This is a genomic window from Nocardia noduli, from assembly GCF_019038455.1.
Lineage (GTDB): Bacteria > Actinomycetota > Actinomycetes > Mycobacteriales > Mycobacteriaceae > Nocardia > Nocardia noduli.
In genome coordinates, this window is the sequence record NZ_JAFMPL010000009.1 from 110,479 (window position 1) to 132,457 (window position 21,979).

General features: G+C 69.4%; 22 protein-coding genes. 6 read left to right on the forward strand and 16 right to left on the reverse strand.

Annotation, left to right across the window (positions count from 1 at the left end):
• The first annotated feature begins 39 nt into the window (after window positions 1-39).
• Window positions 40-1,200, forward strand: a complete 1,161-nt coding sequence (galK, locus tag JZ792_RS08335) for a galactokinase (protein WP_308165204.1) — start codon at window positions 40-42, stop codon at window positions 1,198-1,200.
• A gap of 181 nt (window positions 1,201-1,381) precedes the next feature.
• Here the strand turns inward: galK and JZ792_RS08340 are convergent, their stop codons facing one another.
• Window positions 1,382-1,645 carry a hypothetical protein gene (locus JZ792_RS08340; RefSeq protein WP_216908488.1) on the reverse strand — a complete coding sequence of 88 codons (264 nt, stop codon included), beginning with the start codon at window positions 1,643-1,645 and terminating at the stop codon, window positions 1,382-1,384.
• 96 nt (window positions 1,646-1,741) lie between these two features.
• Window positions 1,742-1,993 carry a hypothetical protein gene (locus JZ792_RS08345; protein ID WP_216908490.1) on the reverse strand — a complete coding sequence of 84 codons (252 nt, stop codon included), beginning with the start codon at window positions 1,991-1,993 and terminating at the stop codon, window positions 1,742-1,744.
• 618 nt (window positions 1,994-2,611) lie between these two features.
• Here JZ792_RS08345 and JZ792_RS08350 point away from each other — a divergent pair.
• Genes JZ792_RS08350 through JZ792_RS08360 form a run of 3 tightly spaced genes read left to right on the forward strand, consistent with a single transcriptional unit; the run spans window position 2,612 to window position 4,621 of the window.
• A complete protein-coding gene (locus JZ792_RS08350; protein WP_216908492.1) occupies window positions 2,612-3,541 on the forward strand; it encodes an ABC transporter ATP-binding protein in 930 nt (309 codons plus the stop codon).
• Complete coding sequence (locus JZ792_RS08355; protein ID WP_216908494.1) at window positions 3,538-4,389, forward strand: ABC transporter permease; 852 nt, start codon at window positions 3,538-3,540, stop codon at window positions 4,387-4,389. Before JZ792_RS08350 ends, JZ792_RS08355 begins: the two co-directional genes overlap by 4 nt.
• Window positions 4,379-4,621, forward strand: a complete 243-nt coding sequence (locus tag JZ792_RS08360) for a helix-turn-helix transcriptional regulator (protein ID WP_109527074.1) — start codon at window positions 4,379-4,381, stop codon at window positions 4,619-4,621. Before JZ792_RS08355 ends, JZ792_RS08360 begins: the two co-directional genes overlap by 11 nt.
• Here JZ792_RS08360 and JZ792_RS08365 read toward each other — a convergent pair.
• Complete coding sequence (locus JZ792_RS08365) at window positions 4,543-5,076, reverse strand: STAS domain-containing protein (protein WP_216908496.1); 534 nt, start codon at window positions 5,074-5,076, stop codon at window positions 4,543-4,545. The genes JZ792_RS08360 and JZ792_RS08365 overlap by 79 nt on opposite strands.
• Before the next feature lie 280 nt (window positions 5,077-5,356).
• On the opposite strand from JZ792_RS08365, the gene JZ792_RS08370 reads away from it, so the two are divergent.
• Together JZ792_RS08370 and JZ792_RS08375 are read left to right on the forward strand one after the other, a co-directional pair.
• A complete protein-coding gene (locus tag JZ792_RS08370) occupies window positions 5,357-5,773 on the forward strand; it encodes a Zn-ribbon domain-containing OB-fold protein (protein WP_216908498.1) in 417 nt (138 codons plus the stop codon).
• Between the two features lie 17 nt (window positions 5,774-5,790).
• Entirely contained in the window at window positions 5,791-6,939 is a 1,149-nt protein-coding gene (locus JZ792_RS08375) for a thiolase family protein (RefSeq protein WP_216908500.1), read from the forward strand.
• Window positions 6,940-6,980: 41 nt separating this feature from the next.
• Here JZ792_RS08375 and JZ792_RS08380 read toward each other — a convergent pair whose 3' ends face one another.
• The 13 genes from JZ792_RS08380 to JZ792_RS08440 all read right to left on the reverse strand — a co-directional run bounded on the left by JZ792_RS08380 (window position 6,981) and on the right by JZ792_RS08440 (window position 21,979).
• A complete protein-coding gene (locus JZ792_RS08380) occupies window positions 6,981-7,637 on the reverse strand; it encodes a class I SAM-dependent methyltransferase (RefSeq protein ID WP_216908502.1) in 657 nt (218 codons plus the stop codon).
• A 51-nt stretch (window positions 7,638-7,688) separates the two neighbouring features.
• Window positions 7,689-8,828: a glycosyltransferase gene (locus tag JZ792_RS08385; RefSeq protein ID WP_216908504.1), complete on the reverse strand. Its 1,140-nt coding sequence runs from the start codon at window positions 8,826-8,828 to the stop codon at window positions 7,689-7,691.
• A complete protein-coding gene (locus JZ792_RS08390) occupies window positions 8,825-10,171 on the reverse strand; it encodes a glutamate-1-semialdehyde 2,1-aminomutase (RefSeq protein WP_216908506.1) in 1,347 nt (448 codons plus the stop codon). The genes JZ792_RS08385 and JZ792_RS08390 overlap by 4 nt, the downstream gene beginning before the upstream one ends.
• An 18-nt stretch (window positions 10,172-10,189) precedes the next feature.
• Window positions 10,190-10,753 carry a YdcF family protein gene (locus JZ792_RS08395; protein ID WP_216908508.1) on the reverse strand — a complete coding sequence of 188 codons (564 nt, stop codon included), beginning with the start codon at window positions 10,751-10,753 and terminating at the stop codon, window positions 10,190-10,192.
• 65 nt (window positions 10,754-10,818) lie between these two features.
• Window positions 10,819-12,357, reverse strand: coding sequence for a hypothetical protein (locus tag JZ792_RS08400; protein ID WP_216908510.1), 1,539 nt, complete (start codon window positions 12,355-12,357; stop codon window positions 10,819-10,821).
• Window positions 12,357-13,727, reverse strand: coding sequence for a hypothetical protein (locus JZ792_RS08405; RefSeq protein ID WP_216908567.1), 1,371 nt, complete (start codon window positions 13,725-13,727; stop codon window positions 12,357-12,359). Before JZ792_RS08405 ends, JZ792_RS08400 begins: the two co-directional genes overlap by 1 nt.
• 18 nt (window positions 13,728-13,745) lie before the next feature.
• On the reverse strand, window positions 13,746-14,753 hold the full coding sequence (locus JZ792_RS08410) for a CgeB family protein (protein WP_216908512.1): 1,008 nt from the start codon (window positions 14,751-14,753) through the stop codon (window positions 13,746-13,748).
• Window positions 14,750-16,063: a lipopolysaccharide biosynthesis protein gene (locus JZ792_RS08415; protein WP_438804307.1), complete on the reverse strand. Its 1,314-nt coding sequence runs from the start codon at window positions 16,061-16,063 to the stop codon at window positions 14,750-14,752. The genes JZ792_RS08410 and JZ792_RS08415 overlap by 4 nt, the downstream gene beginning before the upstream one ends.
• Window positions 16,064-16,227: 164 nt before the next feature.
• Window positions 16,228-17,403, reverse strand: coding sequence for a glycosyltransferase family 4 protein (locus JZ792_RS08420; protein ID WP_216908516.1), 1,176 nt, complete (start codon window positions 17,401-17,403; stop codon window positions 16,228-16,230).
• A complete protein-coding gene (locus tag JZ792_RS08425) occupies window positions 17,400-18,449 on the reverse strand; it encodes a glycosyltransferase family 4 protein (protein WP_216908569.1) in 1,050 nt (349 codons plus the stop codon). The genes JZ792_RS08420 and JZ792_RS08425 overlap by 4 nt, the downstream gene beginning before the upstream one ends.
• Window positions 18,450-18,478: 29 nt before the next feature.
• Entirely contained in the window at window positions 18,479-19,309 is an 831-nt protein-coding gene (locus JZ792_RS08430) for a glycosyltransferase family 2 protein (protein WP_216908518.1), read from the reverse strand.
• A gap of 378 nt (window positions 19,310-19,687) precedes the next feature.
• Window positions 19,688-20,827, reverse strand: coding sequence for a class I SAM-dependent methyltransferase (locus tag JZ792_RS08435; protein ID WP_216908571.1), 1,140 nt, complete (start codon window positions 20,825-20,827; stop codon window positions 19,688-19,690).
• 87 nt (window positions 20,828-20,914) lie between these two features.
• Window positions 20,915-21,979 (reverse strand): NAD-dependent epimerase/dehydratase family protein, encoded by a 1,065-nt coding sequence (locus JZ792_RS08440; protein ID WP_216908520.1) that lies wholly within the window; start codon window positions 21,977-21,979, stop codon window positions 20,915-20,917.

Below are 21,979 nucleotides of genomic sequence, written 5' to 3' on the forward strand. Positions count from 1 at the left end.
CGGGTGGACCGGGGACAGTGTGGCGGCGGTGGTCTCGGCGTGAGCGATGTGCGCGAACTCTTCGCCACACTCACCGGCGGGGCCGCCGACGGGGTGTGGTCGGCTCCGGGCCGCGTCAACCTGATCGGTGAGCACACCGACTACAACGAGGGTTTCGTGCTGCCGTTCGCGATCGATCGGCGCACGGTGGTCGCGGCGGGTCGGCGCGGCGACGGTCTGGTTCGGGTGGCGAGTACCTTCGCCGAGGAACCGGTGCAGGTCGAGCTGACGGACCTGGCGCGCGTGCACGCGGAGGGGCGGTTGCGCGACTGGGCGGCCTACCCGCTGGGGGTCGCGTGGGCGCTGGGCGAATTCGGCGTCGATCTGTCCGGGGTGCCGGGTGTGGATCTCGTCATCGATTCCACCGTGCCGGTGGGCGCGGGCCTGTCCTCGTCGGCGGCGATCGAGAGCGCGGTGGCGCTGGCCCTGGCGCAGCTGTGGGGTCTGGACTTTTCCCGGGAGACGCTGGCGCGGGTGGGGCAGCGGGCGGAGAACGACGTGGTCGGCGCGCCGACCGGCATCATGGACCAGTCCGCTTCGCTGCTCGGCAGTGCCGACGCCGCGGTCTTCCTGGACTGCCGTTCCCTGGTGGCCGAGGTCGTGCCCCTCGGTTTCGCGGAAGCGGACCTGGTGGTGTTGGTGATCGATACCGGGGTGCGGCACGCGCACGCGACCGGCGGCTACCGGGACCGGCGGGCCGCCTGCGAGGCGGGTGCCGCCGCGCTCGGGGTGCCCGCGTTGCGTGATGTCGGAATCGATGACCTGAGCGGGGCGCGGGATCTGCTGGACGAGACGACGTTTCGGCGCGTGCGCCACGTCGTCACGGAGAATCAGCGGGTACTCGACACCGTGCGTACCCTGCGCGCCGACGGCCCGGCCGCGATCGGCGCGCTCCTGGACGCCTCGCACGTGTCGATGCGCGACGATTTCGAGATCTCGGTGCGGGAACTGGATGTCGCGGTGGAAGCCGCCACGTCGGCCGGGGCGATCGGGGCGCGGATGACCGGGGGCGGATTCGGAGGCGCCGCGATCGCGCTCGCCCCGGTCGATGCCGTGCCCGCGATCTCGGAGGCCGTCGAAAAGGCGTTCGCGACAAGGGGGCTGGCTATACCCACCCGGTTCACCGTGACCCCGTCCGACGGCGCGCGCCGCGACGGCTGAGGACGAAACGCGCGATCGTCACGCGAGACGCGTACGCGGCCGCCGATCTACCAGGTGCTCACCCCGGGCCTGCGGGGTGCCGATCACCGGTGCGGGTCGTCGGCGACGCCTGCACGCCGAGATCGGTCGCGACCCACACCCGAGGTGCGGGCGCGTGGTTCGCTGTCGGTGACGCCGGTGCTCACCGCTTCCGGCGCAGCACGATCCACGTGAGCACGGCCGCCGATCCTGCGGCGAGCGCGGCGATCGGCACGCGGTTCCTGCGTGCGGAATCCTCCACGTGCTTGCCGAGGGCGTCGAGCGGGTCCCGCACCGAGTCCTTCGAGAGCTCCTGATCGAACGTCTCCGCGCCGACCAGATGCGGGAACCGCGTCACCGTGTCGTCGAGGGAATCCGATACGGGACCGGGCCGATCGTCCGATTCACCGGGCATGTGATGTGCCATGGACCGTCACCTCCTCTGTCGCGCCTACCCGCTGGGTCCGGCGGCAAACGGGGTGGACGAATCGGCCGGATCGGCTGGTTCCCCGTCGAGTGCCCGCTACGGGTAGTCGGTTTCGGTGTATCCGAGCTCGGTCGGAGGTCTCGTGGGCGCCGTCGAGGGGTTTTCCTCGACGGCGGGGTTGTCCGCCCACATCGCGATGGCGGCCGCCGCGCGGGAGACCTCATCGATCCGCGTCACGCCCCGGGTGGTCGGGGCCGACGGGACGCCCTGTGCCGCACGCTTGGGGAGCGTAGGTCGTTGCCCGGACTCGTACGGCTGGTTGTCTTCAGGGCCTTGGATGTATTGCATGGGCGCGACCTCGGTGTTCGGTGTGTGTCAAGGATGACGACCAGGTGTCGCACCAGGCCTGAGCCGGTCCGACACGCTCGCTCGCTTCCGTGGTGTGCCCCGCCACTCGGGTGGGAAAACATTCCGAGACCGGACGGCAACAAGCGGGTGTCGGTGACTACATATCACACTCTGTTCAGTCGAGCGCGGCACGGAGATTCGCGGCGAAGTGGTAATCGCGCTGCCAGTCGGGGCCGGTCGGGGCGAGGATCACCCGTTCGATGCCGAGCGCGGCGTAATCGTGCAGGAATCCGGCGGCGGCCGTGAGGTCGGTGGGCAGGGTGGGAGCGACGACGGTGACCGTAGGTGTCGGCCTCTCGTACTCCTCCGCGAGCGCCCGGAGCTCGGCGATATCGGCGGGGATCTGTTCGCGCGCCGGATTCAGGACGATCCAGCACCGACAACGCTATGAGTCGACCGTGAGCATTCCAATGCTCCGAATACTCCACTGAATATCCGTGACGCTCACCTGGCGCCGTTTTCGAATCAAATCCCCACCCGACCACCGCAGAGGGTCTTGCCAGGACGGAATGTAGTACATATGCTACGAATGATTGTATGTCGATGATGGGAGGGCTCATGAGGTCGACCGACGGGGTGGTGCTCGATGTCGAGGATCTGCGGATGCGATACGACACCGCGGATGTTCTGCACGGTGTGGGGTTCCGGGCGAAGCGGGGGGAGGTGCTGGTGATGCTCGGTCCCAACGGGGCGGGCAAGACCACCACGCTCGAGATCCTGGAGGGGTTCCGTAAGCGTTCGGCGGGGCGGGTCAGCGTGCTCGGGGTCGATCCCGAGCACGGTGACGAGCGTTGGCGTGCGCGTATCGGGGTGGTGTTGCAGTCGTGGCGTGATCACGCCAGGTGGCGGGTGCGCGAGTTGCTCGGCCACCTCGGCGCGCTGTATCTCCCCTATCGCGGCGAGGGCGTCCGCCCGCCCTGGGGCAGTGACGAACTCATCGATCTCGTCGGGCTCACCGACCAGGGCGCTGCCAGGATCGCCACCCTGTCCGGCGGGCAACGCCGCAGGCTGGATGTGGCGATCGGGCTGCTCGGCCGCCCGGAGTTGTTGTTCATGGACGAGCCCACCGCGGGTTTCGACCCCGCCGCGCGCCGCGATTTCCACGATCTGGTGCATCGGCTGGCCGATCTGGAGGAGACGACGGTGCTGATGACGACCCACGACCTCGACGAGGCGGAGAAGTTGGCCGACCGGATCCTGATCCTGGCCGGTGGTCGCATCATCGCCGAAGGGTCGGCGGCGGAGTTGACCCGCGCGGTGGCGGGCGAAGCCGAAGTGCGATGGACCCTCGATGATCAGCATTTCGTCCACACCACCTCGGAGTCGACGAAATTCGTGCACGAACTGTTCGGCCAGCACGGTGCCGAGGTCCGGGAACTGGAGGTGCGCCGGGCGTCGCTGGAAGAGGTCTACATGACCCTGGTGCGTCGCCACGAATCGGGCGAGATCGACGGTGCCGTCCGCACTCTCGCGGAGGTAGGGCGATGAATCCCACCGTGACCGCCTTCCGCGTCGGCCTGGCGCGCGGGCGAATCGAATTGCGGCAACTGTTCACCGCCGCCCCCGACCTGATCGGGCAATTCCTCACTCCCGCCATCACGCTCGCGGTGCTGTACCTGATCCGTGGCCGCGACTACGCCGACACCGGCATGTCGATCGCCGAACTCGCCCTGCCCGGGCTGATCGGCAGCATCGTCGCGTTCAACGGCCTGTTCGGCATCACGAATGTGCTGGTACTCGATCGCGAGGACGGCACCTTGCTGCGGGCCAAGACCGTCCCGAAGGGCATGATCAGCTACTTCGTCGGCAAGATCGTGACGAGTGCGGGATCGGTGTGCGCGCAGGTGGTCGTGGTGCTGGCCGTGGGCGCGGTGATCATCGGCGGTTCCGCTTTCGACGGTCCGGGGGCGTGGGCGGGCTTCGCCGGCATCGTGCTGCTCGGTCTGCTGGCGACCCTGCCCGCCGGTGCGATCCTGGGCGGCGTGCTCGAGGGGCCGCGCGCCACATTCCTGCTGACCATGCCGCTGATGGGTCTGGTCGCGATCTCGGGCATCTTCTATCCGCTGACGGCCCTGCCCGGATGGTTGCAGGGGCTGGCGCAGGTGTTCCCGATCTACTGGACCGGACTCGGCATGCGCTCGGTCCTGCTGCCGCCCGAGGCGGTCTCCGTCGAGATCGGCGGTTCGTGGCGGCATCCGGAAATGGTCGGGGTGCTGGGCGGGTGGGCCCTGGTAGGGCTGGTGCTCGCGCCGATAGTGTTGGGACGCATGGCGCGACACGAATCCGGATCGAGCATGGCCACGCGGCGTGACAAAGCGATGCAGCGTGCCTTCTGAGGTCATCCACAACCGTCTCGCGATGTTGCGCGCCGAGCGTGGCATCTCGCGACGGGAACTGGCCGAGGCGCTGGGAGTCCACTATCAGACGGTGGGCTACCTCGAACGCGGCGAGTACAGCCCCAGTCTGTACCTGGCGCTACGGATCGCCGCCTATTTCGAGGTCGCGGTCGAAGTGGTGTTCTCCACCGAGCCGTTCCCCCGTCTCGGATCGAGTGCCGACACCGCGTGAGCTTCGGTCGGCGGCCGCGACGCGGAGTCGTCGGCCGTCGGCGTCCCCGGTCGGGATGTGGTGACGACGAGTTCGGCCAGGCCGGTCAGACGGAGTTGCCGTTCCAGTCGATCGGGCACGTGGATCAACCTCAGTGTGCCGCGACGATCGTGCGCGCCGTAGAGCAGGTCGAGCACGGCGTTGATGCCGGAGGGGTCGGCGTAGTCGACCGCGGACATGTCCAGGACCAGGTGACGATGCCCGCGCGCGAGCAGTGCGAGTCCGCGTTCGAGTAGCGCCGGAGCGGTGGCGAGGTCGATATCTCCGTCGACTTCCAGCACGGCGATATCGCGTTCGGGCGAGTTATCGCCGTGGCGGGAGGTCTCGGCGGGCGGGCGGGGACGGTCCGGTGGCTTCTTCTTCGGTGTGACGCGAGGGCGAGGTACGGTCCGTCGCGCGTGCAGGCCGGATGTCATCGCGGCCCCTCTCTCTTCGAACCGCCCGGAGTGTCCCGTCGCGGGGACAGCTCCAAAACCGGGCAATACTGTCCGGTTTTTCGAGTGTGGCCAACGACGGCGGCGCGGTCAAGAGGTCGACACCGATTGTCGACGCTACTGTATTGCTATCTGTAGTGTTCTCCGTAAGATGGCGGACAGTGACGTCGGAGCCGTCGCCCGCTCTGCCGTATGCCTCGTGGTCGTCGCGGTGGCAGCCGTGTCGACGCGAAGACGCCATCGCGAATGTGAGGAGCGATAGATGCAGAGAATTATCGACCCGGCGATATCCACCTGGCCGGACGACGATTTCCGGCTGGTCGGCGGCTCGTGCGCGGACTGCGGCGCGACGGTGTTCCCGATCCAGGATCTGTGCCCGCGATGCAGTCGGGCCTCGGTCGAGAAGATCACGCTGCCCTCGACCGGGACATTGGTGGCGTGGACGACCCAGGGGTTCCTTCCCGGCGCGCCCTACCTCGGTGACGAGACGTCGAAGACCTTCGTCCCGTTCGGGGTCGGGCTGGTTCAGCTCGGTGACGTCATCCGGGTCGAGGGCCGGTTGACCGAGAACGACCCGGAGAAACTGGAATTCGGCATGCCGGTCACCCTGACGGCCGTCCCGCTCGGTACCGACCCCGAAGGCAACCAGGTCATCACCTTCGCCTTCCAACCCGCCTGAGGGGCAGGAGTTCTGATATGAGCAACGATGTGGCGATCATCGGCGTGGGTATGCATCCCTTCGGCCGTTTCGAGGGCAAGACCGCCATGGCGATGGGGACCGACGCCATCCGCGCCGCGCTGGCCGACGCCGGACTGGAATGGCGGGATATCCAATTCGCCGTCGGCGGTAGTTGGGAGGTCGCCAATCCCGACGCGATCGTGGGTCTGATGGGTTTGACCGGTATTCCGTTCACCAATGTCTTCAACGCGTGTGCCACCTCGGCCAGCGCCACCGAGGCGTGCGCGGACGCGATCCGGCTGGGGAAGTACGACATCGGCATCGCGATCGGCCTGGACAAACATCCGCGCGGGGCGTTCACCGTCGACCCGACCCTGGTCGGCATGCCCAAGTGGTACGGCGAGAACGGGCAATATCTGACCACGCAGTTCTTCGGCATGAAGGCCAATCGCTACCTGCACGATCACGACATCTCGGTGCGGACGTTGGCCAGGGTCGCGGCCAAGAACTACCGCAACGGTGGTTTGAATCCGAATGCCTTCCGCCGCAAGCCGGTTTCGGAGGAGGAGATCCTGGCCGCGCCGATGCTCAACTACCCGCTGACCCACTACATGTTCTGCGCGCCGGACGAAGGCGCGGCGGCGGTGATCATGTGCCGGGCCGATATCGCGCATCGCTACACGAGCAAACCGGTGTACGTGCGCGCGGTGGAGGTGCGCACGCGGACCTACGGGGCCTACGAGGTCAATACGACCTACGCGCCGGTGGACGAGGACGTGTCCCCGTCGGTGTACGCCTCGCGCGCGGCCTTCGAATCGGCCGGTCTCTCGCCCGAGGACATCGATGTCGTCCAGTTGCAGGACACCGACGCGGGCGCGGAGGTCATCCACATGGCCGAGGCGGGGTTCTGCGCGCACGGCGATCAGGAGCGTTTGATCGCCGAGGGCGCCACCGAGATCTCGGGCTCGCTGCCGGTGAACACCGACGGTGGGCTGATCGCCAACGGCGAACCGATCGGCGCGTCGGGTATGCGTCAGCTGCACGAGTTGGTGCTGCAATTGCGTGGCACCGCGGGCGAACGTCAGGTCGCCGGCGAGCCGAAGGCGGGGTTCGCGCTGCTCTACGGTGCGCCGGGTACCGCGGGGGCGACGATCGTCACCACCTGAGCGTCGACGCCGTGGCTCGCCCGTCGTTCGTACCCGCCGGATCAGTCGCGGCGGATGCGGGCGAGCCAGGCCGCGGTGTCGATCGGGCCTTCGGTGGGCAGCCCGTGGCGGGCGGCGTCCTCGGCGACGACCTCGGTGACGCGGCCGCGATAGATCGTCGGGCCGAGCTGTTCGATGGTCCAGCCGTCGGCGAAACCGTCACGGATGACGTTCTCGCCGATCCGCGGGCCGAAACCCTTCTCCGTGTCGGAAAGGGCCAGGACGATGACGTGGCCACCGGGGACGCACAGGCGTCGCAGGGCGCGCACATAGGTGGCACGTCCCGCGGGATCGTCGACGAAGACGTGGAAAAGGGCGCTGTCGAGGACGGTGTCGAATTCGCCGAGTGGCTCGACGGCGGGGTCGGCGAAGGTGAGCAGATCGGCGACCTCGAATCGAGCTCGCGCGACCCCCTTGGCGTCAGCGTTACGGCGCGCGTAGGCGACGGCGCTGGGTGACAGGTCGACGCCGAGCACGTCGTAGCCGAGCTCGGTCAGGGCGATGGTGTGTTCGCCCGCGCCCGCCCCCGGATCCAGGACGCGGCCGCGAATCCAGCCGTCGGCCTCGGCGGCGACGATCGCGGGCTGCGGCGCACCGATCACCCAGGGGGCGGTGTCGTTGTCGTAGACGATGTTCCAGTTGTCCGGGTTCTGTGTCATGGTCCCAGCCTCGGACATGAACCTTGGTTCAGGTCAAGTATCGCGGCCGTCTCATCGAACAGATTTCTGGGAAGACGAATCCAACACTCCCGCAACCACTTCCGCCATCCGTGCGCGAAACGCCTCGGGCCCGAAGGATTCCGCGTGCGCGCGGATGACGGCCGGTTCGTAGGTCTTCCCGGCGTCCAAGACCTCGGCGAAGCCGGTGACGACCTCCTCGTCGGTGCCGAACGGGATGTGCGCGCCGGTGACGCCGGGGGTGACGGTGTCGAGCGCACCGCCTTCGCCGACCGCGAGAACCGGTGCGCCACAGGCCATCGCCTCGACGGGGACGATGCCGAAATCCTCCACGCCGGGCATGAGCAGGGCGTGGCAGCGGCGGTACATATCCACCAGTACGTCGTCGGGGGCGGCGCCGAGGAAGGTGGTCTCGGATCCGGCGATGGCCTCCAGCTGACGGCGGTAGCGGCCGTCGCCCACGACCACGAGCCTGCGCCCCGAACGCTGGGCGATGCGGATCGCGAGGTCGGGACGTTTGTAGGGCACGAGCCGTCCGGCGAAGAGCAGGAAATCCTCGCGCGGGACGGCGGCGTCGAGCGAGAAGCGGTCGAGGCGGACCGGAGGGTTGACCACCACCGCGGGCAGATCCCACCACTCGCCGACCCGCGCGGCGACCGCGTGCGAATTGGCGACGACGGTGTGCAGACGCGGCGCGGCGGCGCGTTCGGCGCGACGGGCGACCGCGCCCAGCGCGACCAGCGCCGCGCGACCGGCGAAACCGCCTGCCTCACGGGCGCGGAAGGCGGGATCCCAGGCCCAGCGCGCCGGGCTGTGGACGTAGGCGACGACGGGCGCGTCGGTCGCGAATACCGCCTGGACGGCGAAAGCGTGGTGGCTGACCACCACCGCGTCGAACCGGTCGCGCAACGGCAGTCCGCGCAGGGCGCGCGGGACCAGCGGCAACAGCGGCGCGTGCGAGCGACGGCCGGTCGCGGCGTGCACGCGCGAGAGCCAGGTGGTCTCGATGGTGTCCCACGGCGGATGGGCGATGGCCGGAGCCCGCGCGGGGTCGACGATCGGCGCGTACACCGACGCCTGCGGCCAGGTGCGCGCGAATTCGCCGACCACGGCCTCCGATCCGCCGTATTCGGTGAAACGTTCGTGTACCAGGGCGATGCGCGGTTCGCTCACAACACCGCTCCTTCCAGCCGTCGTGGGTCGGCGAAACGGCGCAACGCGGGCGCGACCGGTCTGCCGGTGAGGTGGGGGTCCGCGCCGCCGCCGTCGTCGAGCGCGCGCCGATACAACCGCGCCGCCGCGTGACAGGCGGCGATCGTGTGGTCGATATCGGCGTCGGTGTGGGCGGCGGAGGTGACGAAGGACTGACCGAGCACCCCGTGGCGCAGCAGTTCCTGGAGGAACAGGGTGCGGAATTCCTGGGAGGCGACGCCGTCGAGGTCGAAGGTCTGGAAGATCAGGCACGACGACCGTCCGGCGATACGCAGCCGATCGGCGATTCCCAGCTCGGCGGTGATCTCCTCGAATCCCGCGCGCAGTCGCCGACCCGCGTGTTCCATGCGCCCGATGGGATCGGTGGTCGCGTAGGCGTGCACCACCGCGCGGAAGGCCGCCAGCGCGCCGGTTTCCGGCCCGTGGGTGGTGGAGAGCAGGAATACGCGCGCCCGGTCGGTGCGCAGACCGCCGAGTTCCATGTACTCGCGCTTACCGGCCAGGGCCGACAGCGGGAAGCCGTTACCCATCGCCTTGCCCCAGCACGACAGGTCGGGGACCACCCCGTACACCCGCTGCGCGCCACCGGAGGACCAGCGGAATCCGGTGATGATCTCGTCGAATACCAACAGCGCGCCGTAGCGGTCGCACAGCGCGCGCACGCCTTCGAGGTAGCCGGGCAGCGGTTCGTGCAGCGCGGTCGCCGCTTCCAGCAGCACACAGGCGACCTCGTTTCCGGCGAGGACCGCCTCCAGCGCGGGGAGGTCGTTGTAGGGGAAGCGCACCGTCGGCGGGGCGGGGATGCCGCTGTCCATCGCCGTGGTGCCGATGAACCAGTCGTCGACGGAGAAGAAGGGCTGGTCGCAGGCGGCGACGGTGAGCCGTCCGGTGACGGCGCGGGCCAGGCGCACGGCCGCCGTGGTCACGTCCGAGCCGTTCTTGGCGAATTTCACCATATCGGCGCCGGGGACCAGCGCAAGGAAATCCTCTGCGGCCAGCAGTTCCAGTTCGGTGGGGCGGGAGAAGTTCACGCCGTCGGCGATGGCGGCGCTCACCGCGTCGACCACGGGACGGTAGCCGTGCCCGAGGGTGACCGAGCGCAGGCCCATGCCGTATTCGACGTATTCGTTGCCGTCACGGTCGACAACCCGGCATCCGTTGCCGCGCACCAGGATCGGGGCCATGTGCTCGGGATACTGGTCGTCGCCCCTGGCGTAGGTGTGCGCGCCGCCCGGTACCAGCTCGTGCAGGCGGGCCCGCGCGGCGTCGCTACGGGCGAAACTCCTCGACGTGGTCGGGTCCATGCTCGTTCCTCTCGGTGCTCAGCAGCCGAATTCGGTGGCGGCCTTGAGATATCCGGCGCTCTGACGCAGATACATCCACGCCCGGAATGCGAGGTCGGACCGGCTCGGGCTGGCCACCATGGTCAGCTCGCCGTCGAAACATTTGCCGACGATGTAGCGGGCGCGCGACACGTGCGGGGTGAAGGTGACGACGATGATGTGACGCCAGTTCTCGGCCGAGGCGCGGCGCCGGATCTCCTGCGCCTCACCCTGGGTGGTCCACGGATCGGGCTCGAAACACGCCACCCGGAAAGGGAATTCGCCGTCGCAGTACTTGGCCATCCAGGGGTCGTCGAGACCGGTCGAGGCCGAGATCACCAGTTCCGGCGCGAACCCCCGTTCGGCGAGGTCGAGTCCGACGTCGAAACGTTCGTAGGCCGTGCCGCCGAGGACGACGATCGCGTCGGCGGGCCGCAGCGGGTCGACCTGCGGGTACACGTAGACCGGAAGTCCCGCCACGACGACCGTCGCCAGGAACGCGAGCAGCCCCACGGGTAGGAGGACTCGCCAGTGTTTCCGGCGTCCGGGTAGGCGCGCGTACACGGCCTACCGTCCCGGTCCGTCGTGGTCGGCGGTGGAGGTGGTGGAGACGATCGGCGGGCGCGCCGTCATTCACGCACCTGCACGATGCGGCGGCCCCACCGGCGGCGCACCGGCACCGTGACGAGTCCGGTGAGTGTCGCCCCGGCGCCGGTCAGCGCGTTCAGGTCGGCGGTGACGCCGTCGAGGCTGCGGGCGGGGAGTTCGACAGCCGCGACGGTCACGTCGCATTTCTCCGCGACCGCGAGCGCGTCGGTTCCACTGGCCGCGACGACGACGTGGTCGAATCGCGCCTCGGCGTCGGTCAGGACGGTGTCGAAACGATCGGAGGCGAGCAGATCCGAGGTCGTCGGATCGGCGTCGCCGAGCGGCAGCAGCGAATAGGACTGCTCGCCCGGCGCGAGTACCGCGTCGGCGAAGGCGGTTTCACCGCGCAGCAGTGCGCCGAGTCCGCCCGAGCGCGCGACGACGGGCTGCGGCGGGGCGACGGGATGCGCGGGTGCGGCGATATGCGGCGGTGCGGCGGGGGACCCGCCGTCGCCGACCGGCGGTTTGGCCGGAATCTTGCGCAGATCCAGGACCGTCGTGCGCTGGGCCGCGTTCTCGAACAGCATCTCGCCGCCGTCGGTCGCCGCGACGGGCACCGGGGCCACGGGGGCGGACTGACCGTTGTGGTGCACCGGCCAGTCACCCTCGGGGACGAGCGGTCGGTCCGCGACGACGGGCGTCACGTCGGCCCGGACGACATCGGCCGCCGTGACGACGGTGCGTCCGGCCGCGGTATCGATCAGCAGCACCCGCGCGCCGGTCGCGGCGAGCGTATTCGCCAGGCCGCCTGCCACATTCGGCGCGGGCAGCGGGCCGATCGAGGAGATCAGCACCGATTTCGCCTGCTCGGGCAGCCGCGCCCGCAGTGCGCGCAGGTCGTCGGTCTCCGATTCCGCACCGGGGGTCACCGAACCGAGAATCGGTCCGAGCGAAGCCAACTCGGTGGCGGCGCGCACCGTACGGTCCAGCCGCTCCCACACGAACGCGGCGCCCGCGCCGAGTACGAGACCGGCCAGGATGCCGAGGGCGAGGGTTTTCGTCGACTGCGGTCCACTCGGGTCGGTCGGACGTTCCGCGCGGTCGACCACCGCGACCCTGGCGGCGGGCGCGGCGGTGCGCTCGATGGTCTCCAGATCGTCGACCAGCGCGCGCAACTGCGAGACGACCTCGTCGGTCATCACGCGACTGCGCTCGGGATCCTCGTCGGTGACCGTCACCGTCAACAGCGTGGTCGCGGGCGGGGCGTCGACGGTGATCTTGCCGCGCATCTCGTCGCGGGACAGCCGCAGCCCGAGCTGGCCGATCACCCGATCCACCACGGCGTCGCTGGAGACCAGTTCCAGATACGAGCGCACGCGCTGCTGCGCGGCCAACCCGCCCTGGTAGGAATCGGCGACCGAGGTTCCGGTTGCCATCGAGACGTACATCGTGCTCGAGGCGGAGTAGGTCGCGGGTGTCGACTGGATCTGGAACGCCGCGAGCACGACGCCCAGCACCAACCCGGCCAGCAGAACCGCCCAGCGCCTGCGGGCGATATGCAGGTAGTCGACAAATCCCATTATTCGCTTCCTTTGCTTCCCACGGACACCGGAACCGCGGTACCGGTCGTGGTCGTTCGTTGTCTGTAACGCCGCCATTCGACGACCACGAGATGGGTGAGCCACGCGAGGACGACGACCTGGAGATATTTTCCGAGAGTTTCCGCGCTGCCGAGCATTCCGCGTTCGAAGACCACGGGCACCTCGACCAGCGCGATGCCGAACATCACGGCGGGCAGATGCCGCGAGTACAGCGACCGCGACCAGCAGATGAGCACGACCGCCGTGAACGCCACGCCGACCACGACACCGGCGGTCCCGCCGATCACGTAGCCCTCGTTGACATTGCCCTCGGCCAGCGAGACCGAGATCTGACTCATGTCGACCGAAGCGCCGCGCACCTCGGTGGCCCACGCGGTACCCGACTGCAATTTCGGCTCAGCCAGCAATTGGCCGGGGATCATGCTGCGCGCCAGATGGCCGACCACCTCGCCCGGCGACAGCCACGAGGACGGGCCGGTGTAGTAGGCGTCGGTGGCGGCCTCGAGCAGATCGAACCGGCGCAGCAGACCGAGGAACGGTCGCACGGGCTCCGGGTAGGCGGAGTCGATGAGTTCGGCCTGGGCGCGCAGATACGGGGTCGACTTGAGCGATTGCAGCCAGTCGAATCCGGCGATTCCCGCGATCGACACCGCCCCGATGCCCGCGATCTTGCCCCGTGACCAGCCGGTGAGCGCGAAGCGCACCGCGATGGCCAGCGCCGCGCCGAGTACCGGTGTCTTGGACTGGATCGTCGTGGTCCACCACAACTCGCCGAGCATCAGGATGCCGAGCAACAGCGCGGTGTTCACGGGTTTGGCCGAGCGGTAGAAGATGATCAGTCCGACCGCGCCGAGGGTGGCGGGCATGGTCAGCAGGCTCAGAATCGGCGAGGCGCTCTGTACTTCACCCGCACCGCCCGCGGCGCCGCTGGCGGCGGCGGCCAGCCTGGCCATGGTGCCGAGTACGTAGAGCACCCCGAGGGTGGCGGTCAGATCCGGGTCGCCCGCGAGCACGGCGACCCGAGGTGTCCGATTCCGTCGCGACCACAGCGCGTAACCCAGTACCAGCAGCGCGTACACGGACAGTCCGAAGGCCACCGGGCGCAGCACCTCGCCGATCGCGACGTCGTAGCCGAGCGCGGCCAGGCGCGGATCGGCCACGTTGTCACCGAAATGCGGGTCGGGCAGGACCGTGAGCAGCACCGCAGGTCGGGCCACGTAGGACATCGCCCAGTACAGCGCCTGCGCGACCAGGAGAACCCGAAGCACACCCGAGGTCAGCGCGGCGGCGACCACCATGGTGGCCAATGCCGCCATGATGACGAGGATTTCGGGTTCGAGGGCGGGCATCGTCACGGCCGCACCGCGCTATCGGTCCAGCGCACGCAGGATCTCCCCGGCTCGATCGGCGTAGCTGTGGCCGCCGTCGATGATGCGGCGGAAGCCGGCCTCGGCGATCTTGGCCGCCTGATCCGGATACAGCGACGCGCGCTCGAGGATCTCGTCGAGTTCGTCGCGGCTGGAGAACAGGAACGCCTCGGCGCCGTCCTCGAGCAGTTCGGCGTGTTCGTCGGTGCGCTCGCCGACGAACAGACCGCCCGCCGCGGGCACCTCGAAGGTGCGGCAGGTGTGGGTGTCGCGGTTGTCGGAGTTGAGCAGCACCAGGTTCGCGGTCACCGACGCCACCGTCATCGAGAAGTCCTGGCCGTAGACCGCGCCCGCGACTTCGGCGCGGGTGGTGCGCAACTGGCGCACCCGCCGCCAGCCGGGCCCGGCGACGAGCAACTGCGCGCCGTAGGCCCGCGCGAGCGAGACCATGCCGTCGCGGCGGTCCGGCCTGCACGCCCCGATGAAACCGACCAGGTACTGGCGGGTGGTGCGCCGGGCGCAGGGATGATGCCAGGCGGGGTCGTAGGCACTGCGCACGAAGAGTGCCTCCTTCGCGCCTCGATCGAGCAGTTCGGGCACATTGTGCCGTTTGGTCGTCACCACCAGATCCCACTCGGATTCGTGGGCCAGGTAGTCCGGTGTCGTGTTCACCGGGTTGGCGACGTCGTCGGGACTGTAGTGCACATGCAGCCTGGCCGGGATATCGAGCAGCTTGCGCTGGTCCAGATGGACCGATTTGAAGGCGAAGACGAGGTCGGGACGCAGTTCGGCCGCGGCGCGCTCGATCCGGGTGTGGACGTGCTCGACCGTCCACGGCGCGCGTTGCTCGTGGGATTTCGCGTACAGCCACGACGGCGACAGCCGCGGCGGCAGGGTCGCCGGGGTCGAGTCGACCATGTTGACCTCGTGCCCGAGCCGCCGGAAACCCTCGGCGAGTGAGCGTGCGTTGCTTCCGAGCCAGTCGTCGCCGACGAAGAGGATCTTCATGGCGTCCGCCTTTCCGAGACCGTGGGCGAGGGTGCGGCGCGCGCCGCTCTGCGTTCTCGTGCCATCAACCCGCGCATCCGCGCGAGATACCAGATCGCGACCGCGATCTCGGCGGCGACGATGCCGCCGACCAGGGTCCATACCGAATGGGACCGCACCGCGAGCAGCAGCGCGATTCCCGCGACGACCGTGCCGGTCACCGCGCCGATCAGCACACCGACGGTGTCCTGGCGCACCGGCAACACCGCGGTGGTGACGAAGGAGGTCACCGTGGTCGCTGGCAGGATCAGCACCTCGAGTCGCAGCACCGCCACCGCTCCTTCGAATTCCTGGCCGAAGACCAGGGTGACGATGGTCGGCGCGGCGAACCACAGTCCCGCGCACGCCACACACGCCGCGAGCACGCAGGCGGCGAGCGCGCGATGGGCGTCGGGCCAGAACCGCGCCTCGCCGCTGCGTTTGGCCATCCGTGGCAGCAACGCGAACCCGATCGGGTCCAGCATCGACTGCACCGCGCGCACCAACCGGTCCGAGGCCGAGTACAGGCCCAGTGACACCGCGTCGAGCACCGAACCGTAGACGGTGGCCGACCCCTGGCCGTAGCTGGTCGTCATCAGTCGGCCGGTGACGACGGGCGCGGCAGTCCGCAGCATCGCGAACACCCCGCGCGGCCGGGCGGGCGGCCCGAAACCGCGCCAGGTGTCCCACCAGGTCAGCACTACGCTCACCGCCGCGTTGGCGAGTAGGCACAGCATCGCCACGCTCGCGGTCGGCCAGTGCGGCAGCACGACGAGCAGCAGACCGAGATAGGCGAGCCGGGCCACCGCCTGGTAGACGGTCGACGCCCCGAAACGGCCCTGCCCGATCAGGACCCAGTCCTCCGACATCGACCAGAAACCGCCGACGAAGAGTCCGAGCAGGATCATATGCAGGTGTTCCGGCACCCTGAGGGCGATGCCGACGGCAAGCGCCAAGGTGAGCACGCCCAGCAGTGACGCGCGGATCGCGAGATAGGTTCCGCGCGTGCGGTTCACCGAATCGCGACGGACGCCCGTCTCCTGCACCCGCGCCGCGAGGAACGAGGTGATCCCGAGGTCGACGACCAGCGACCCGAGGAAATACGACGACATCCCGATCGCCAGCAGACCGAGTCCCGCCGCGCCCAGCACGCGCGCGATGATCGGCAGCGTCGCCACCGTCACCAGGTACTGGCCGTATTTGCCGAAGCTGACGTAGGCGATATCGCGCAGCACGCCGAGCAGTTCGCGGGTGCGCGAGGCCTCGGCGGAGGTCTCGGGCAGCGACGTCAGCAGCGAGACGGTGAGTACCGGAAGTTTGACCGTCGGTGGGTCGACGTACTGGACCGGCAGTATCTCGGTCGGCGGATCGAATTCGGGCGCGCGCAGACCGTCCAGCGAGACCGGGTAGTAGCGCGGGCGGATCCGGATGGGGACCGTGCGCTCGGTGGGCAGCGTCATCGCGACGCCGCCGAATCCGGATCGGAAACCGGTGCGCGCCCGCGCACCACGGTGTCGAGCAGCGCGGTCACCGAAGCGGCGGTCGCCTCGATGCCGAAATCGGCCGCGCGTGCGCGCGCGGATTCGCCGAGCCGGGTGCGCAGCGCGGGGTCGGCGATCAGCCGGTCCAGCGCGGCGGCCAGCGCGGCCACGTCCCCCGGCGCGACGAGCAGTCCGTCGTGTTCGGTGCGGACGATTTCGGTGGGGCCGCCCGCGTCGGCCGCGACGACAGCGCAGCCCGCCCGCATCGCCTCCACGACCACCTGGCCGAACGGTTCGGCCGTCACCGAGCAGTGCACCGCGATATCGGCCCGGGCGAATTCGGGACCGGGATCACCGAGATGGCCGGTGAATTCGACCGGAACCGCCAGTTCGGCGGCGAGGCGCTCCAATTCGGCGCGGTAGTCCTGTTCGTCGAAGAAGGTGCCGCCGACCAGTCGCACCGTCATCGGCCGGTGCCGCAGCAGCGCCACCGCGCGCAACAGCACATCCTGGCCCTTCCACGAGGTGAGGCGTCCGACCATGACGATCCGCACCTCGCCCGGCGCGCGCTGGGCCTCGCGCTCGATCGCGGGACCCGGTTCGAGCCCCGGATAGGCGACGGTGTGCGGCCTGCGCCGGGTCAGCAGCGTCCGCAGGGTGGCACGGCTGTTGGCGACGACCCCTCGCGCGGCCAACCAGCCGAGTAGACGCAGCCCGAATGCCAGCGGGCCGCCGAAATATTCACCGGAGATCCGGTCGTGGACCTGCCAGACCAGCGGCACCCCGGCCCGCCGGGCGGCGATCGCGCCCATCAGCAGTGCCTTGGTGCTCTGCGCGACCACCACGTCCGCACCGGCCTCGGCGACGGCAACGCCGAGACCGCGGCCGAGTCGCACCAGATCGGCCGCGCCGCGGAGCAGGCCGAGCGGTCCCGATCCGGAGATGGTCAGTGATCGGCTGTCGAAATCGTTGCGCCACACCGTCACCGGGATACCTCGGGCGCGCAGCAACGCGACCAGCGGTCCGTCCTCGGTGAGCAGCATCGACGCGCGCACCGACCCGCCACGCTCCAGCGCGGTGAGCAGGCGCAGCGTCGCCAGTTCGGCGCCCGAGGGCGCGGCGGTATGGGTGAGGAAGACGGCGGTGATCATCCGGCCAACTCCCGATACAGGTTCACGTGCCGTTGGGCGGCGGTGGCCCAGGAGAAGGTCTCCGCGTGCGCGCGGCACCGTGCCGGATCGGGCAGGTCACCGGACAGCGCGGCGGCGAGTCTGGCGGCCAAGGCGTCCGCGTCGCCCGCCGTGACGATCAGTGACGGGTCGAGCCCACGTACCGAATCGGGGAGTCCGCCGCAGTCGGTCACCACCGGCGCGCGGCCGGACGCCAGCGATTCCAGCGCGATCAGCCCGAACCCCTCCAGCGCCACCGAGGGCACGACGGTGCACGCGGCCCGCGCGTACAGCTCGGCGAGCCGTTCGTCGGTCGCGGTGCCCTCGAAGGTGACGGTGTCGCGGTACGGGGCGGCCTGTTCGCGCAACGCCGCCTCGGCGGTGCCGGTGCCGACGATCACCAATCGCGCGTCGGGGCACGCCGCGACCACCGCGGGCCAGCCGCGCAGCAGGACGTCGATTCCCATCCGCTGTTCGAGCCTGCGCACGCACAGCACCAGCGGTCGCGCCGTCACCTCGTCGCGTGCGCGCAGCGGGAAGCGGTCCAGGTCGACGCCCGGCGGCAGCACCCGAACGGCCTCGGGCCGCATCCGGTAGTCCGAGACGAGCAGATCGCGGAAATGTTCGGACAGGACGACGAATCGGTCGGCCCCTCGGGCCCGGAGCCGTTCGATCGCGAATTTGGCGCGGACCGCGAGTGATCCGCCGCCCGCCATCCGGCTCTCGGCCGCCCACGGGCCGTGGAAATGCACGACGAGCGGATGCCCGCGACGGGCGGGCGGCCCGTAGAGCGCGAAATGCCGGTCCAGGATCGCCGGGCCCGCGCCCGGGCGGTCGAGGTAGGCGGTGCGGGCGCGTGTCAGGGTCGATCCGCCGACCGGACCCCACGAACCGCCGCCCTCGGGCGCGGTGCCGAAGGCGGCGGAGGAGACGACGACATCCGGACGGGCGGCGAGCGCGCCGTGCAGATCGGTGAAATAGCGGTTCAATCCGCCGGGCGCGGAACCGAACCATTCCGATCCGGTCATGTGGACCCGCACGGGGTGCTCGGAGGCCGTCATCGCCGCAGTCCCGTCAGCGCGAGCGCGGTGGTGCGCACCCGCAGCCGGTGCAGTACTTCGCGGGCCAGGCGCAGATCACCGACGGCCACGTCCAGCGGCGAGAGCAGGCGCGGGCAGTCACGGGCGAGCCGGTGATGGAACCGCAGCAGTTCGGTGAGTTTGCTGAACGTCGAGGTCCGGCTGCACAGATTGAAGGTGGAATCGCGCCACGCGGCGGCGACTTCGGTGAGTCCGTAGAACAGGCCGAACTGGCCGACCCGGGCGAACAGGTCGACATCCATCGGGAACACCAGATCCCCGCGCAGTCCGCCGACCTTGTCGAAATGCTCGCGCCGGAACATCGCCGCCGCGGTCGGACCGAAATCGGCGGGTCCGCGTCGCACGATGGTGCGCGCCAGTGAACGGGGGGTGTGCACACCGTCCAGGCCGGGCAGTCCCAGATCGGTCTCGAGCAGTTCGCCGCTCTCGTCGATGACCTGGAAACGGGAGGAGCTGATCGCGAAGGTGCGATCACGCATGATCTCGAGCTGCGCGGCCAGCGAGCCGGGCAGCAGGATGTCGTCGGCGCACACGACCTTGACCAGGTCGCCGGTGGACAGGTGGATCGCACGGTTCCAGTTGTCGCCGATGCGCAGACTCGAATCGTTGCGTTCCACCCGCAATCGCGGGTCGTCGAACGACGCCGCGATCTCCCCCGTGGCGTCGGTGCTCGCGTTGTCGAGCACGAGCAGTTCGAAGTCGGCGTCCTGGCTCAGAATCGAGCGCAACGTCGGTTCCAGAGTGCGTCCGGCTTGGTAGGCGGGGACACATACCGAAAGGCTGACCACTTCCCCTCCTTTTAATAGGATAAATCTGATAAAAATAAGTTCGGCAACATGGCGGCAATACGATGTGAATTGTGGGTGGACGTGGCATGGCAACCGAGGGCCGACATCACGTTTTCGCGGGAGAATCGGCGGACAAGGCGACCTAACACAGAAGGAATCGCGTCCAACACGCCGAATCGGTGCGGGGGGAATGGTCCGGCGGCACTCGTCGTGGCCGTGTCCCGGGAAATTTCATACTGCCCTTGTCTGTAATGCCCTGTGAATTCCGAATCAAAGAATCGGCAGAGCAATAGAAAAGCTATCTCGTATTACCTGGGGTGGGAACCCCGATTCACCGCACGTGGTCGACTTCACAGCGGCGCCACCCCTGCCAGCGCACTATCGGATCGGCCGCTCCCCGGAAATCACGGACGGTTCGTCGATGAACCAGCGTCCGGCCAGTTCGGGATATGTTTCCTCGACCTCGGCCCGCAGGTCGGGAATGGTCAGCAGCACCCGGTCCGGGTCGGCGGCGACCAGCTCGAGCGGACCGATGATCGGCACGTCGGTGCCGGGCATCCGCCTGCCCTGTTTGGCGGGGGAGGCGTCGGCCACCGCCGCCAGCAAACCTCTGTGCACACCGGCCCGGCACAGCAGCGCGACGGCGCGCGAGGCGGCGCCGTAGGCGTAGACCGTCGATCCCTGGGCGGCAAGCTCTTCCAGTCGATCGCGCAGCGCCGCGGTATTGCGGTCGGCGGCGCGTTGCAGTCCTCGCACCAGGTCGGGGTCGTCCATGCCGTGCTCGCGCGCGAGCACCCGCCCCAGCGATTCAGGGCCGTCGATGTCGACGACGGTGGTCTCGGCCGCCGCGTCGTGAACGGCCGCGATCAGCACCGTGCCGCCGTACAGATCGAATTCCCACGCGGCGATCGCCGACAAACCGGCCGAACGGAGCAGTGTGCGCAGTACGGCCAGTGTGTAGTAAGCGAAGTGACCGTGCCGCAAGGCATTCCACTGTTCTCCCGCCACGATGGTATGCAGCGAATGGTACTGCACGAGCAGTACCCCACCGGGCGCGGTGGCGGCGGCCCGCGCGGTGAACGCCGCGCGCTGGTCCGGTTCGTGCATCAACCCGAAGCTGTCGAGCACCACGTCGGCGGGTCCGTCGGTCGGGGTGAAACCGCGTTCTGCCAGCAATCCCAGCCAGCTACCGCCGTGCGGACTACCGAATTCGCGCACCGTCGTACCACGCAGCAAACCCGCCGACGCCACCCGCGCGACCGCGTCGGCGGCCTGATCGCGCAGCGCGCGCGGCTCGACCCCGCGCGGTTCGGCGGTATCGGTGTCGTCCGCGCCGAGCTGGGCGAGCCCGCAGGCGCGGCACAGCGTCATCGACAGGGGATGGGCGGCCTCCTCCGGCCGCACCGGTGATGTCGCGGCGGGGAAGTGGTCGGCGGCGGGCATGCGGCCCAGATCGAGGACGATCTCCAGGTCCCGGCCGCCGCACGCCCGGCAATCGCTGCTGACGACGTCGCTCATCGGGGATCGCGCCGCCGCCGTCGTCGCCCGGCCGTCACCGGCGGGCACTGAGGATTCGGGCACGCGCCCCGGCCGATTCGACTCACCTCACCCACCGACCCTGACCGGACTGTCCCCGGCGGACGCGGCGGCATGGCCGATCCGGCGCAATTCGCCGTCGATATCCCCGCGTTCGCCGAGTTCGCGCAGCCGGGACAGCCGGACGAAGCGTTCGGCGAAATCGGTCGCGGTCAGACCGCGGTCGCGGTATTCGGTGTAGAGCTCCTCGGCCCCGGCGGCGACGCTCCAGCGCGCCTCGAATCCGAGTTCGCGGCGGGCGGCGGCGAAATCGACCCGGTACGAGCGCGGATCGGCCCCCGATTCCCCGGTGATCAGCACCTTCGCTCCGGGCACCACCGCGGCCACGGCGTCGGCGATCTCGGCGACGGTGAGGTTGTTGGTCTCGGTGCCGATGTTGTAGGCCCGGCAGTGGATCGCCGCCGTCGGCGCCTCCAGGCAGACCGCGAACGCGCGCGCGATGTCCTCGGCGTGCACGAGCGGACGCCACGGTGTGCCGTCGGAGAGCACCTTGACCACGCCGTCGAGCACCGCGTGACCGACCAGGTTGTTCAGCACGATATCCGCGCGCAGACGCGGCGAGAATCCGAACGCGGTGGCGTTGCGCAGGAATACCGGGCTGAACCCGGAATCGGCCAGCGCCACCAGATCGTCCTCGACCCGGACCTTGCTCTGCGCGTAGGGGGTCAGCGGTCGCAGCGGCGCGCTCTCGTCGACCAGGCCGTCGCCCGCCGACCCGTACACCGAACAGGTCGAGGCGTAGAGGAATCTGGTCACGCCCGCGTCCTTGGCCAGCCGGGCCAGCCGTACCGACGCGTGATGATTGATGTCGTGGGTGATCTGGGGGACCAGCGCGCCCAACGGATCGTTGGACAGCGCCGCAAGGTGGATCACCGCGTCGAACCCGACGAGCTGCTCGGCCGTCACATCGCGCAGGTCGGCCGCGATACCGGGCGGATCCTGCGGCGCCGAACCCAGGACACAGTCGGCGAAGTAGCCGATGTCGAGTCCGGTCACCTCATGGCCGCTCGCGCGCAGCACCGGCACCATGACGGTGCCGAGATAGCCCTGATGGCCGGTGACGAGTACACGCAT